This window comes from Ureibacillus sp. FSL W7-1570 (assembly GCF_038593265.1).
Classification (GTDB): domain Bacteria; phylum Bacillota; class Bacilli; order Bacillales_A; family Planococcaceae; genus Ureibacillus; species Ureibacillus suwonensis.
On record NZ_CP151979.1, the window covers coordinates 678,658 to 693,174 of the forward strand.

The following is a 14,517-nucleotide window of genomic DNA, read 5'->3' on the forward strand; positions in this document are numbered from 1 at the left end:
TTAAAAAAATAAAAATTTAAGCCCCGGGCATCCTATTGCCTTTTTTAGCCGATTTTAGAAAATTATCAACACTTTGTAGGTTGAATAGTATTTTTAAAAGTAGACAACCAGATGGTTGCCTACTAACTGTAAATTATTGGTTGTATAAGTTTCTGACATTGGGCTCGAGCCTCCTCGGAGCTCAATCCTTCGCTCCTGCGGGGTCTCGAGAGGGCTCGTCGCAGGAAAGCTTTTGCTTTGCGACTAAGCGTGCGCGACAGAAACTCGCCCCGTCACTCCAATCAATTTTTTACAAAAAATCTTTTTGCAGCTCGTTCACTTTATTAGTTATGTCCCAGCCTCTTTCATTTTAAATAATAAACATGGCAACGATTGTTGTTACCACAAGCCCGATCACAACCGGAACCAGGTTTCTTCTTGCCAACTCAAACGGACTCACGTTGCAGATGGCAGCAGCCGGAATTAATGCCCAAGGCACCAATGTTCCTCCTCCGACATAAATCGCTGCAATTTGGCCCAATGCAGTCAGGGTGGCCGTTCCTTCACCAATCACAGCTCCAAAAAGATTGGCAATGGACCCCACCAATGAAATGCCGGAAAATCCGGATCCGTCCAATCCCGTAATGGCACCGACGCCCGCAACGGTTACGGCTGCAATTTCCGTTGTCAAAGGTACAACAGATGCCAGAGCCACCCCTATATCATTGATGATTCCTTGCGAATGTTCAGGGAGATAATCCCCAATGATTTGGGAAAAGCCTGAATCCCCCAAATAGAAGAAAGCTGCAATCGGAATTACCGGGCCAAACACTTTAAAACCAAATTGGAAACCCTGTATCAAATAGCTTGTCGTTTTTTCCAACCCGGCATTTTTATGGGCGAACATGGAAAGAAGCAACAGAATCAGCAGTGTCGTTCCACCGATCAACGCAGTCGCGTCTCCGCCGGTTAAATCAAAAATGGACATGGCCACGACATTTAGTAAAAAGGCAAAAGGAATCAAAATGGCGAAAAATCGCTTTTGTTGAATTGATAGGAGATTTTCTTCCACTTCTTCTTCTTTCTCTTCGCCACCATCAAAATTTCCAACCATTTCGAGAGTGCCTCGTTTCATATCGCGTCTAAGCAAGAAGTATGCAACAAATGTCGTTACAACCCCCATGACGATGACAAGTGGGACGCTCGCAGAAATCACTTCACTGACAGGAAGGCCTGCCGCATCAGCCGTCAATTTCGGTGCGCCTTGGATGACAAAGTCGCCGGATAAGGCAATTCCATGGCCGAATAAGTTCATGGCCATCGCAACCCCAAGGGCAGGAAGTCCAGCTCTTATCGCAACAGGCAAGAGCACCGCACCCAAGAGGGCAACAGCAGGGGAAGGCCAGAAGAACCAAGAAATGATCATCATTAAAATCCCGATGGTCCAATAGGCGAGTGCCGGATTTTTTATGATTTTGGTAAAAGGGGAAACCATCACTTCATTAATGCCTGTTTTTAACAAAACACGGCTCATGGCTACGATGACACAAATGATGATGATGGTCGATAACAGTTCGGTGATGGCGTAAATGAAACTTGAAAACACTTTGCTGATCGAAGCGACTAAATCACCAGTCGAAACAAGGGAAAGTAAAAAAATTCCAACCACACAAACAAGAGTTGTATCCCGCCGTTTCACCATAAATCCGATGATGAGTGCGATGAACACGACGTAAATCCAATGCAGTGCCGTCAACTCAATACCCATAAGTCACTTCCTCGATTCTTTTTTTGTCTAGCATATGAGGCAAATGACCAATGGGTGTGTGCTTAAAAGGGATACATTTTGAAGGAGGATTATTTGGTAAATTGGAGGGAGACGGCCGTAAACTTTATCTTAGTAGTCGGAAATATCAAGAGTGGTGTTGAGGCAGTAACGGGAATAGACCCAATCACCGGAAGAAAACGGAGCTCATTTGAACGAGGGGGCTCTGCAGCAAGTATATAGGGCAGATGACAACGTTAATATGTTGTAGTCACCATTAAATCTTCTTCTGTAATCTCTTGCTCGATTTCTTCTTTATTTTCGTCAACATCTCGAAACTCTGTCATCGAAATTTCTCCATTTTATAAGTAATGGTACCAAGGAATAGATTTTTCGTGAAAATTTTATTGAATCTACCGTTACGTGAGCTTTTATAATGAAGAAAAGGATGTGAAATATATGTATACAATTGGTCAATTTGCTAAAAAAACAGGGATGACGATTCGAGCTCTCCGCTTTTATGACGAGAAAGGTATTTTAAAACCTGCAGCTCTAACAGATGGCGGACAAAGACTGTATAATGATGAGAATATTGTCGAAGCTCAAAAAATTGCGACATATAAGTACTTGGATTTTTCGATTGAAGAAATGAAAGCACTCCTAAAAGAGGAAGTTCCGCTGCTCGATTCACTTAAAGAGCAAAAGTCGATGCTTGAAGAAAAGAAAAAACATATTGAATCCATTATTAACACTTTGGATACGGCTATTTCGATTTATGAAAAAGTACAAGTGTCTGAACCTACACTGCTTCTTCTTGTGATGCATTCATTGCTAACGGAAGATGAGCAAAAGTCGTTTTTGCTTAAATTTGTCGATGAAGAAATAGTAGAAGAAATGTATTCAATGATGAAGATGAATTTTGTCGAAATTAATCGTCGTTATATCGAAGCATGCTACCAACTGAAAATTGCCTATAGTGAAAATGCACCAGATGAAGAAGTAAAAGAGTTGATTTGGAAATTGTTAAATATTATGCCGCAGGATTTGCTAATCAAAATTGCCGAGGCATTTAAGGATGTAGAAAATTTAGAAGTAGATACTTGGCTCTTCCCATCACCATTCACGCAAGATGAAGAACAATGGCTTTTGGAGCAAATGGCTAAGCATCAAGTGTTAGGGGATGATTTTTTTGAAGCTGAAAATGGATGAATTATGGCAATTGATGAAGAAAAGCCAATTTCCAAAAAAATTAGTCGCATTCGTATTAGTACTCGGGCTTTTCGACACAGCTCTTGGACTTACGGTTCCGTTATTAACGGTAAATTTAATCAATGGTTTTTCTGTTGAAGATTTCGATTGGTCGACTTTAATGCTTGTTGTGTTTGCTCTGATTTTACAAGCAATATTCAGTGGGTTAACGTTCTTTTTTATGCGAAAACTTGGCGAACGAGTTGTTGCGAACATGCGAAAATTTTTATGGAGTCATGTGCTAAGACTAAAAGTATCCTTTTTTGATCGAAACGAAACGGGCAGCATTCTTAGTCGAATTACACAAGATACAAGCATAGTGAAAGAACTTGTAACAGACCAACTAGTGAGTTTTGTGACAGGAATTTTTTCAATCATTGGTGCGATCGGAATTTTGCTTTGGCTTGATTGGAAAATGACCCTTCTAATGCTTATTTCTGTACCTCTTGCAATTGTGGTCATGCTGCCCCTAGGTTCAAAAATGCACAAAATCGCAAAAGAAAACCAAGATCAACTAGCGAAATTTAGTGGACAACTTGGCAGAATTTTATCCAATATTCGATTAATCAAATCAACACAAGCTGAAGAGAAAGAAACAAAGGAAGGCGCGCAAAATATTGAAGGCCTATATGGCTATGGCGTTAAAGAGGCTAGAATAATGGCCATTTTATCGCCAATTATGACGCTTATTATGATGGTGGTGCTTATTTTAATTTTCGGGTATGGTGGAGCACAAATTGCATCAGGCAATATTTCAGCTGGAGAGCTGGTTGCGATCATGATTTATTTAGTGCAAATCATCATCCCGTTTACACAAATGGCTACGTTTTTCACAGCACTTCAAAAGGCGCTTGGTGCCACTGAACGCATTCAGCAAATTTTAAAGGAACCTATTGAAATAAAAGAAGGGATAGACTTACCAGAAACGCTTCAAGACTTAGTGTTTGAAAACGTGACGTTCCGCTATACTGATAAAGATGTATTAAAAAATATGAGCTTTACAATACCTGCTGGAAAGACAACCGCCTTTGTCAGCCAAAGCGGCGGTGGAAAAACAACGATATTTTCATTGATTGAACGATTTTACGAGGCATCGGAAGGGACCATTCGATATGGTCGCACGGACATTACGCAATTTGATTTGTATAAATGGCGAAATTTGATTGGCTACGTATCTCAAGAAGCCCCACTTTTGAATGGAACCATTCGGGATAATTTAAAGTATGGTAATCCAAATGCAACAGAAGAAAAAATGAAAGAAGCGTTAAAAGCAGCTTTTGCTTGGGATTTTGTCGATAAATTGCCAGAAAAGCTGGATACATCCGTTGGAGAAAACGGTATTAAGTTATCGGGAGGGCAAAAGCAACGAATCGCCATAGCCCGTGCGATCTTACGAAACCCTCAGCTCCTTTTACTGGACGAGGCAACTTCCAACCTTGACAATGAATCCGAGCGGGAAGTACAACTTGCCTTATCGAACTTAATGAAGGGGAGAACAACGATAGTTATCGCTCATCGACTATCCACTATTACAAATGCTGATCAAATTCTTGTTTTTGAAGATGGCCATCTTTCAGGAAAGGGCACTCACCATGAATTATTAAAAAATCATTCTTATTACAAACAGCTTTGGGAAAACATTACTTAATAAAGGCCGGGACAAAGAGTTAAATAAGCACCCTATTCGGGTGCTACAGACTGTCGACAAACCCCAACTCAAATGCTTCATTTGAGTTGGGGTTTGTCTTTTTTTTGCTCATCATTTTCTAAGATTCTTCTCTTATTTAGGCTGGACATGGTCTTTTCCATGTCCAGTTTGCCATTTTCTTTAAGTTCATGGCAGCGAAAGTAAGCATCGCCTGCATGGACAATTTTTCCAGTCCTCGTAGAGTTGTCCATCGCATGCCATGCTTCTCTTTTCCATCGGCAAAGACCCGTTCAATCGTTTCTTTGCGCTTATCATATATATTTCTATTGATTTCTGTATGTCTTAAGTGGTCGACTTCTTCCACATAGTGCTCCCAAATGTGGCGATGAATAAATTTAGTGTGATCTTTACTTTGGGTACACTTTTCTAAGAACGGGCACGTTTTACATATTTCCGGATTAGAAGCGTACTGTCGATAACCTTCTCTTGTCGTGGTTCGGTATTCAAGAATTTGGTTGTTTGGGCAGATATAACAATCATAATGTTCATCGTATACATACTCATACTTTTTAAAGAAACCGTCTTTTGTTCTTGGTCTTGTATATGGCATAACGGGACGAATCTCTTTGTCCAACAGACTTTTCGCATTCGCTGGGGTTTTGTATCCGGCATCTACGGCTACTGCAGTTGGTTTGCCTACTTTTTCGATGACTTGTTCGAGTAATTGACCAAACACCTGACTATCATGAATATTCGCTCCCGTTACCTTGGTAGCTAAGACAAAGCCTTTTGCATCACAGGCGGTATGAAAAGAATAGGCAAACATCTTTTCCCGTTCATCTTTTACGTAATAGCCACTATCAGGATCGGTTGTACTGACCTTTATTTCCTTGGTTTCTTCATTCTCTTTCGGGGGAAAGGGCTTTTTTCCATGGTTTTCACGGTCTTGGTTAATCTCTAACTCTAATTGCGCTTGATAGCTTTTTGTTTCTGCCCGGACAATTTTCTTATCGAACTTCTTTTTATTGGCGCTCGCTTTGACATGTGTTGAATCAATAAAGGCAACAGATGCATCCACTAATCCTTTATTCATCGCTTCTTTTAAAATACGATAAAAAATCTGTTCAAATAAATCAGTACCTTGAAAACGACGAACATAATTCTTGCCGAACGTTGAAAAATGAGGAATTTTCTCTGTGAAACCATATCCTAAGAACCATCGATACGCCACGTTGGTTTCAATTTCTTTGATCGTTTGACGCATGGATCGAATACCAAATAAATACTGCACAAAGACCATTTTAATGAGCACAACAGGATCAATACTAGGCCTTCCGTTATCTAGGCAATAGGTATCTTTGACAAGATCGTAAATAAAATCAAAGTCTATGGCTTGTTCAATCTTCCTTACCAAATGATCTTCTGGAACCAATTGATCAAGAGCCACCATTTCCAATTGATTTCGATTATTGTCAGTACGCTTCGATAACATCCTAAATTTCCCCCGTTAACCAAGAATTCTATCCCTATTATACAAAAAAAGCCTGTAGATTTGGCCCCTAGTTAGGGACTTTGTCTACAAGCTGAAGCACCCTATTCGGGTGCTATTTTTTTTGAAAAAAATGGCACTCTTTCTTGATGTAAATAGTAATAATTACGATTATCAACGAATACATTATGGAGAAAATAATTTTTTCTGCGGATTTTAGTAAATGAAAGTGGGAGTTCGGATGCAAACGAAATTGAAAAATGTTAACCAGTTTTTATCCCTTTTGCTTATAGGGTTTTTCCTTTTGTTTTTGGTTCCTATTTTTATTGATTACGAAGGATTTGCTTTACCAAAATCCTTTTATCAATTTAATACCATTTTTCTTAGTATTTTAATAGAAGCAATTCCATTTGTGTTGATTGGAGTGTTAATAGCGGGATTTATCCAAATGTTTATTACGGAGGATCATATTCGAACGTTCATTCCAAAGAATAAAATATTGGCAATTTGGATGGGCTGTATTATTGGATCCCTGTTTCCGGCATGCGAATGCGGGATTGTGCCGATTGTCCGGCGTTTAATTGAAAAAGGGGTGCCCCTTTATGCGGGAGTGGCTTTTTTATTGACGGGACCTTTAATTAATCCCATTGTGATATTATCGACTTATATGGCCTTTGGAAATGATTTGGAAATGGCATTGCTCCGGATGGGAGTCGGATTTGTGGCCGCTTTACTCATTGCATTCATCGTCAGTATACTCTATCCATCGAATCAACTTAAACGGGTGAATAAAAAGAAGACGATCATTTTGAAGAAAAGGCGGCCGATTGGGACAAGAATCATGGATATGTTCAAACATTCAATCGATGAATTTTTCGACATGAGCAAGTATTTAATTATTGGTGCGATGGTAGCGGCATTATTTCGAACGTTCGTGTCAATACAAAGCTTATTTCCATTTGGAGATGGATTGCTTCATTCGACAGTTGTCATGATGGTGCTTGCTTATGTTTTATCATTATGTTCGGAAGCGGATGCATTTATTGCGGCATCATTTAAAACGATGGTTCCTTCAACATCCATTTTAGCCTTTCTCGTTTATGGCCCGATGATTGATTTGAAAAATACTTTTATGTTACTCAGTGTGTTTAAATTCAAATTTGTAGTTGGACTATTTATTCTCATAACTTCCATTGTTTTTACGTTTGTTACTTTAACGAATTTTCTTTAGGAAGGGGATTGAATGGGTATCAACACGCAGCAATCATTGAAAGCAATGATACTAGGGTTGTTCGCACTATTTTTTTTCAAGCTTCATATGACAGGGGATATTGGGAAATACATTAATCCGAAATACGATTTTATGAGTAAGATTGCAATCGGTTTTTTTTTGATTTTCTTGTTGATTCAAGTGCCAAGAATTTTTCAAAAGAGGCATGCCCATCACGATTGTACGAATCATTGCTGCCATCATCATCATGAAAAATGGAATGTCGGGAAAATCATAAGTTTTGCCATCGTTATTTTTCCAATCATGACTGGTTTGACATTTGCTCCTGCAACATTAAATTCTTCGCTTGCTGCCAATAATGGGTCAATCCTTTCACAAATCAGTTATCAAAAAGAAGAAGCGTCATTGGAAGAATTGCTCAATCAAAATTCGGAGTCATTAACGGAAAAAGAATCGATTGATATTTACTCCAGTGATTATGAGCCATTAGTAAACGAAAATTATTTAACGGAAGAGGAAATAAAATCAAAACATGAAAAACTCCAAAATGCGGAAATTATTGAAATGGATGAGGATATTTTTATTTCCTATTACAGCAGCATTAACGATAATCCATCATCCTTTGAAGGCAGAACGATCAAAATGAAAGGATTTGTATTTAAAGAAGGGGATTTTACGGAAAATCAGTTTGTCCTATCGAGATTTTTTATTACCCATTGTGTTGCTGATGCGAGCGTGATCGGATTTTTGGCGGAATTGGACGGGGCCGATCAATTACAACAGGATTCATGGTTGGAAATCGAAGGAGGATTGGCTGTTGCAAATTATCATGGAATGGAAATCCCCAAAATCAACGTCACAAATTGGAAAATCATTGAGGAACCTGAAGAACCGTATATATTCCCGATTCAAACATGGGTAGAATAAACGATTTCATCCAAAAAAGCTTATTATGTTTCGGGCAGAACCATTACAGGTATCTGTTTCTTCCATTTTGGCCTATTATAACAGTTCACGCATTCGGATGCTTTACACCGCGTGCTGTTATAATAGGTTTTAATTTTACAGAGACAATGAAGTCATTTGGAAGTAGGCTTCGTAAGTTTAGGGAATATCGAAAAAACGAAAGAGGGGAAAATTTACATTCCCTCTTATCAATGGCAGTACGTTATTCAAAAAACTTCGCCACATTTTGATTCCGCATGGCTTCTTGTTTTTGTTTGTTGTTTACATGGGTATAAATTTGCGTGGTACTTAAATTGGTATGGCCCATCAACTCTTGTACCGTCACAAGATCGACCCCTTCCCGCACAAGTCTTGTGCCGAACGTATGTCTCAATTTATGGGAAGATAACTTTTTGCTTTGTAAATAATGGAAGTCGGGTAAACTTTTCAGCCTATTGAATGCCTCTTCTGAAATCATTTGAATTCTTCTTCTTGAAAGTCTTTCTCCCCGTTTTGAAACAAAAAAGGCATTGCGATGTTCCTGCTTTGGCGTTGGCCGATACATGTGTTCGTACTCCATTAGTAAATGAAACAAGGGGGCAGGCAATGGAATATAGCGAGCTTTGCTCCCTTTTCCCATGACATTAATGCCGGGTTCGTTTTCATCCCGAATGAGATCTGATGTGTTTAAATGATAGATTTCAATGACACGTAATCCAGCCAGACTCATAAGCATCAATATGCATTTATTACGGATATGGTATTGGTCATGTTTAATGCATTGAAATAGCAAACGAAGCTCTTCATCGTTTAAATAGGTGGGCAATGGATTTTTTTCAGTTTTTGCTATATCGATTTCAAGAGCCGGGTTAAAGTTCAGCTCCTCCGCTTTCACAAGGGATTTAAAAAACGTTCGCAAAGACATCAATCTCCGGTTGCGCGTTGTTTTTGCCTTGCCTTTTTGCGTTTTCCTCAAATATTCTTGGATATTTTTCGATCCCACTGTGTCGAGTGGAATCAACTTTTCTTCCTTTTCAAACAGGAAAGTTAGAAAAGACTGCACATCAGATAGATAACATTTAATTGTATAAGGCGAATAGCCCAAATCCTCCAGATAGGTTTTAAAAATATCGATTTCATTTTCATAATGGTCTAAGACTTGTTGTGATTCCATCATCTAAACCTCTTTTCAGGCCTTGTAGTTTCTGAATCAGCTTTTTCATCAAATAATCTATTGAGTCCATAAGATAGGGGATTGTTCGTTAAACAAAGGAAATTAAAAAATTAAAAACATAACTGCATATAATATACATTATATGCAGTTAAAAGTAAAATACAGGAAATAATATAAGGGGAATATGAAGCTCTCTGTAAGCGATTCTCAGATGATTTTGAAGGGAACGGTTCGCAAAATCATTTTTCGATGCGTCTCAGGGCGTCACAGGGAAAGATCCGGTTTATTCCATGTATATAGGTGGACGAGGTGTCATGATCCATTGCCGAAAGGGACAAGCGGGGAAAGTGCCAACAACGTACATATTGGGTTTTTGGCACTATTAATTTTATTTGTCAAAATTCATAAAGCTATTTTTATCTGGAGAGAAAATTGTTATGATTTGAAAAAGTGCATATAAAGGAGAGGAAACAAAATCGCCAGAACAGTTATATTCATTTTATCGGTACTTTTTTTAGCAGCGTGCAACATAGATTCGGAAAATGCTTCGGATATTTCATCCCCGCCAAAAATAGAAACGGAAGAGCCTCTAACTGTACCCGATGCTCCGGTGACATATACCGCAACCATTTCGGCGGTCGGCGATATTTTATTACATAATTCTGTCTATGAAGATGCATCCATCGGGAATCAACAATACGATTTCACCAAAATGTTCCGTGAGGTGAAGCCTTATTTGGAAAGTGCGGATATCACGGTGGCGAACTCGGAAAGTATTATCGGCGGAAAAGAGTTGGGGCTTTCCAGTTATCCTCAATTCAACAGCCCGTTTGAAATCGGCGACGCATTGAAAGATTCGGGTGTGGATGTGGTGAATATGGCCAACAATCATACACTCGATCGTGGGGAGCGTGCCATACTGAATGCAACCAACTATTGGAACCAGATCGGTATCATCTATGTTGGGTGTGCCGCAACAGAAGAGGAATCAAAAATTATCAAAACGATAACGAAAAATCATATTACCTTTTCTTTTTTAGGGTATACATACGGGACAAACGGGATTTCCGCGCCTCCAGGCAAGGATTATTTAGTCAATTATATAAATTTGGAAAAAATGAAAGAGGATATCCAACGGGCAAAGGAAATTTCTGATGTGGTTGTCGTGAATGTACATATGGGGAATGAATATGAGCGCCAATTCAATGATTTCCAGGATGAGATTGCCCAACATTTGGCTGATTATGGTGCCGATATCGTTTTTGCCCACCATCCCCATGTATTGCAGCCGGCGAAATGGTACACAGGGGAAAAAGGGAATCAAACCTTTGTCATTCATTCGTTAGGCAATTTTTTATCTGGACAAGATCGGCTTTATACACGTATTGGAGCCATTTTGCAATTGGATGTGAAGAAGACGGTCAATTATGACGAGTTTGGCAAAGAGCGTTCAACGATTGAAGTCATGAATCCCCAGTTGCTTCCAACTTATGTAAAGTTTCAACGTTGGAGAAATTATGAAATTCTTCCATTATATAGCGTTACCAACGAGGAACTGCAAAATGCCCAAGGGATTTATGAAGAAATCAAATCCCATATGATGCAGTACATGCCTGAAATCACATTTATTGAATGGGAGCCGGTACAATAATCATCACAAATTTTTCAAGCTGAGTATACAGTGGCTATACTTAGCTTTTTCTTTTTGTCATATCCGTTCCGCCTTTGGACATTCTAAAGATAAGGTGTTTGGATTAGTATGGAGCAATTCATCACATTTATGTAAAAAGAAAGGAGTGAGAAAGTGCCGATTCATTTGTATATCGAACAGTATTTTCAACAATATCCGAAGGCAAGAAAAACGGGCATTGAAGTGAAAAACCCGCCTCTGGAAAAACGCCCGAAAGTGTTTAATGTGGAAGATCGACTCGTTTCGATAGGGAATATGCAAGTTCCAATCCGTATTTATGAACCGAATGGAAAAAAGAGACATCCAATATTGATTTTTCTCCACGGAGGAACTTTTATTCCTGGCGGTGTCGAAAGCCATGATGTCAGTTGCCGGTTGATCTGTTCTTTATCGGGTTATAAAGTGGTTGCGGTCGATTATTGCACCAATGAAAACGTTTCGAACATGTTCCGGCAATGTGACGTTGTGGCGAAGTGGATTGTTGATCATGCCGAAGAATTGGGAGGCCTTTCAGAAGAAATGGCAATCGGCGGGCCAAGCATCGGCGCCCATTTTGCCGCAAGGATTGTTCTGAATTTCATCATTCAAGGCGATTTTCGATTTAAGAAGCAGATATTGTTTTATCCCATCATTGATTTCAATGATCAGGTGAAGAACAGCCCCCATTTTTCAAGAATGCTTTTTAATGGAAAATACGGCCTTGATCTCACAATGCATTCTTTGAATTTCTCCGAACATGATACATCTATTTCCTATTATGCGCCCCTTTACGAAAATAATAAGTATTTAACACAAATACCGCCCACCTTAATCTTGACGGCAGAATATGATCCGTTATGCGATGAAGGAGAACATTATGCAGAGAATTTGCGGAAAGCCGGTGCTGATGTAAGGCTCGTACGCTTTGATGGAAATGTTCACGGGTTTATGCAAAATTTTCCTGGTTCGCCGGATTATATGCGAGGTTACGACATCACTGCGGAATTTTTGTCTGTTCCATCCCTCATTTCACATGTGTTGTGACATCAAATCAAAAGGGAAGCCGGATTGGACTTCCCTTATTTTTCCGCTTCTTTTTTGTCCTTTTCCAATATCGTTAAAATGACCATTTCAATCCGATTTTGTTCAAATTCGAGGATTTGGAACCTCAAGTTTTCATATTCGATGACTTTATTTTGTTTTGGATACCGTCCCAATTGTTCCAGCAAAAAGCCGTTGAGCGTGTCAAAATCCTCGGATGGCAGATGGATCCCCAATTCATCTTCAATTTTATATAAATGGGTGATTCCTTTAATCAAATATTGATTTGGAGCAATTTTTTGAATTTCCTTTTCTTCTTCATGGGTTTCGCTATGGATTTCCCCCACGATTTCTTCAATGACATCTTCTATCGTCACCAATCCTTCTGTACCACCGTATTCATCAATAACAATGGCCATATGAACATTGCTCTTTTTCATCGTTTGGAACAATATATCGATTGTTAGCGAATCGATGACAAAGGTTGGTTTTCGCAATATTACCCTCAAATTAAACGGTTTTGTCCCCCAGTTCAAATGAAGCAATAAATCTTTCACATGCAAAATTCCAACGATATGATCGATATCTTCTTCATAAACGGGATAGCGGGTATATCGGTTTTCATTGACAATTGCCAACGTTTCTTCCAAAGTCGCTTCCATCGGGATGGCAACGATATCTACCCGGTGGGTGAAAATATCCGTTACCGATTTGTCATTGAATTCAAATACGTTTTGGATCATTCTGCTTTCGCTTTTTTTGATGGTTCCCTGAATATCGCCCAATTCGACCATCATCCGGATTTGTTCTTCCGTAGCCTCTTCACGGATGACTTTCTCATTCATTTTCAACAGACGAAGAACTGCATTCGTTGAAAAACTGAGCACTTTTACAAGTGGATAACATACATAAAAAATCAACGTCAGTGGCAATGCCACCATATTGGCAACACTTTCATACCGCTGCAATGCGATTTTTTTCGGCACCAGTTCCCCAAATACGAGGGTAAAATAAGATAAAACGGCAGTAATGACGATAACGGAAAGAATATCGAGCACTTCCAGGGATAAAGGGATGCCCAGGTCAAATAAAACTTGGGCAAAACGGTCCGAAAAATTATCTGCAGCGAAGGCGCTTGCCAAGAAACCCGCCAATGTAATCCCGATTTGGATGGTGCTTAAAAAACGGCTCGGTTCGGAAATTAATTTATCCAATAATTTTGCTTTACGGTCGCCTTTTTCCGCCAAATTTTTTATTTTTATTTCATTCAATTCCACAAGCGAAAATTCAGATGCGGCAAAAAAGGCGTTTAATAATACAAGGAAAATCAATACGATGAAAGTCGTCATGATACTAGCCCTCCAGTAACAGGGGTGATTACCTATATTTTAGCAGAGAGCATAAAATTGGTTAAAACTTTTCAAAGTATGGTTCTTACAAAATGTTGACGGGATGGCAGTTGATCGGCATCATCATTCGGCCAAACTTTTTTATTTTCAACGAGAACTATTTATGAGATAAATATTGGTAAGAATAAGGGAGAGGAGTGGGAGATTTGAGCAAAATCGAAACGGTTGTCAATTGGCTTCAGTCATCGAAAAAAACAGTCGTGTTGACTGGCGCCGGCATGTCTACAGAAAGCGGAGTTCCTGATTTCCGTTCCGCATCCGGTTGGTGGACGAAAACGGATCCCCAGCAAGTGGCGACGGTGGATGCGTTAGAATCCAATTACCCTCTGTTTCATGAATTTTATTCCATGAGAATTCAATTGCTTGATAAATGTTCTCCCCACAAAGGCCATTACATTCTGGCGGATTGGGAGAAAAGAGGGATTCTTCATCATATTGCCACCCAAAATGTGGACGGTTTTCATTCCAAGGCGGGAAGCAGGAAGGTGGACGAACTGCACGGCTCAATTTATACGTTCCGCTGCCATTCTTGCGGAAGAGATGCTTCAAAAGAAGCCTTTTTGGCAAAGGAACGCTGCGCCCATTGCCAAGGCTGTTTGAGGCCGAATGTCGTCCTTTTTGGTGAAATGTTGCCAGAGAATGCTTGGAGAAGCGCTTTATCCAATATTCAAAGTGCGGACGTCGTCATCGTGATCGGAACAAGCCTGGAAGTGTATCCGGTCAATCAGCTTCCGATGATGACGAAAGGGAAGAAGGTCTACATTAATAAAGAAGCGGCGTCCCACGCATCTTATTTCGATTGCATTTTGGAAGGGAAAGCGAAAGAAGTTATAATGGAGCTGGATGACCGGCTAATTGGATAGCTGTTCGGGGTTCCAAAGAAGGTTGGGAGGATAATCTCATATGAATTATCCTCTTT

Annotated in this window: 11 protein-coding genes; 7 read left to right on the forward strand and 4 right to left on the reverse strand. The window is 39.6% G+C overall.

Annotated features, from left to right (window positions below; genetic code table 11):
• Positions 1 to 349: 349 nt before the first annotated feature.
• On the reverse strand, positions 350 to 1,747 hold the full coding sequence (locus NST13_RS03390; protein WP_342581413.1) for a hypothetical protein: 1,398 nt from the start codon (positions 1,745 to 1,747) through the stop codon (positions 350 to 352).
• 447 nt (positions 1,748 to 2,194) lie between these two features.
• Here NST13_RS03390 and NST13_RS03395 point away from each other — a divergent pair, with 447 nt between their 5' ends.
• Positions 2,195 to 2,953: a MerR family transcriptional regulator gene (locus NST13_RS03395; protein WP_340714496.1), complete on the forward strand. Its 759-nt coding sequence runs from the start codon at positions 2,195 to 2,197 to the stop codon at positions 2,951 to 2,953.
• Entirely contained in the window at positions 2,946 to 4,640 is a 1,695-nt protein-coding gene (locus tag NST13_RS03400) for an ABC transporter ATP-binding protein (protein ID WP_342581414.1), read from the forward strand. Before NST13_RS03395 ends, NST13_RS03400 begins: the two co-directional genes overlap by 8 nt.
• A gap of 136 nt (positions 4,641 to 4,776) precedes the next feature.
• Here NST13_RS03400 and NST13_RS03405 read toward each other — a convergent pair whose 3' ends face one another.
• On the reverse strand, positions 4,777 to 6,132 hold the full coding sequence (locus tag NST13_RS03405) for an IS1182 family transposase (RefSeq protein ID WP_342469204.1): 1,356 nt from the start codon (positions 6,130 to 6,132) through the stop codon (positions 4,777 to 4,779).
• A 238-nt stretch (positions 6,133 to 6,370) separates the two neighbouring features.
• On the opposite strand from NST13_RS03405, the gene NST13_RS03410 reads away from it, so the two are divergent.
• On the forward strand, positions 6,371 to 7,360 hold the full coding sequence (locus NST13_RS03410; protein ID WP_328219864.1) for a permease: 990 nt from the start codon (positions 6,371 to 6,373) through the stop codon (positions 7,358 to 7,360).
• A 12-nt stretch (positions 7,361 to 7,372) separates the two neighbouring features.
• Entirely contained in the window at positions 7,373 to 8,287 is a 915-nt protein-coding gene (locus NST13_RS03415) for a TIGR03943 family protein (RefSeq protein WP_342581415.1), read from the forward strand.
• Positions 8,288 to 8,528: 241 nt separating this feature from the next.
• On the opposite strand, the gene NST13_RS03420 is transcribed toward NST13_RS03415, so the two are convergent.
• Entirely contained in the window at positions 8,529 to 9,479 is a 951-nt protein-coding gene (locus NST13_RS03420) for a tyrosine-type recombinase/integrase (protein ID WP_342581416.1), read from the reverse strand.
• Between the two features lie 610 nt (positions 9,480 to 10,089).
• On the opposite strand from NST13_RS03420, the gene NST13_RS03425 reads away from it, so the two are divergent.
• Both NST13_RS03425 and NST13_RS03430 read left to right on the forward strand, forming a co-directional pair.
• Positions 10,090 to 11,130 (forward strand): CapA family protein, encoded by a 1,041-nt coding sequence (locus tag NST13_RS03425; RefSeq protein WP_342581417.1) that lies wholly within the window; start codon positions 10,090 to 10,092, stop codon positions 11,128 to 11,130.
• A 153-nt stretch (positions 11,131 to 11,283) separates the two neighbouring features.
• Entirely contained in the window at positions 11,284 to 12,192 is a 909-nt protein-coding gene (locus NST13_RS03430; RefSeq protein ID WP_342581418.1) for an alpha/beta hydrolase, read from the forward strand.
• A 35-nt stretch (positions 12,193 to 12,227) separates the two neighbouring features.
• Here the strand turns inward: NST13_RS03430 and NST13_RS03435 are convergent, their stop codons facing one another.
• On the reverse strand, positions 12,228 to 13,538 hold the full coding sequence (locus NST13_RS03435; protein ID WP_342581419.1) for a hemolysin family protein: 1,311 nt from the start codon (positions 13,536 to 13,538) through the stop codon (positions 12,228 to 12,230).
• A gap of 206 nt (positions 13,539 to 13,744) precedes the next feature.
• Here NST13_RS03435 and NST13_RS03440 point away from each other — a divergent pair, with 206 nt between their 5' ends.
• Positions 13,745 to 14,461 carry an NAD-dependent deacylase gene (locus tag NST13_RS03440; RefSeq protein WP_342581420.1) on the forward strand — a complete coding sequence of 239 codons (717 nt, stop codon included), beginning with the start codon at positions 13,745 to 13,747 and terminating at the stop codon, positions 14,459 to 14,461.
• Positions 14,462 to 14,517: the final 56 nt, after the last annotated feature.

Coding starts and splice junctions, on each gene's coding strand:
- NST13_RS03390 (WP_342581413.1), bottom strand. CDS start 1,747: ATGGGTATTGAGTTGACGGCACTGCATTGGATTTACGTCGTGTTCATC.
- NST13_RS03400 (WP_342581414.1), top strand. CDS start 2,946: ATGGATGAATTATGGCAATTGATGAAGAAAAGCCAATTTCCAAAAAAA.
- NST13_RS03405 (WP_342469204.1), bottom strand. CDS start 6,132: ATGTTATCGAAGCGTACTGACAATAATCGAAATCAATTGGAAATGGTG.
- NST13_RS03410 (WP_328219864.1), top strand. CDS start 6,371: ATGCAAACGAAATTGAAAAATGTTAACCAGTTTTTATCCCTTTTGCTT.
- NST13_RS03415 (WP_342581415.1), top strand. CDS start 7,373: ATGGGTATCAACACGCAGCAATCATTGAAAGCAATGATACTAGGGTTG.
- NST13_RS03420 (WP_342581416.1), bottom strand. CDS start 9,479: ATGGAATCACAACAAGTCTTAGACCATTATGAAAATGAAATCGATATT.
- NST13_RS03435 (WP_342581419.1), bottom strand. CDS start 13,538: ATGACGACTTTCATCGTATTGATTTTCCTTGTATTATTAAACGCCTTT.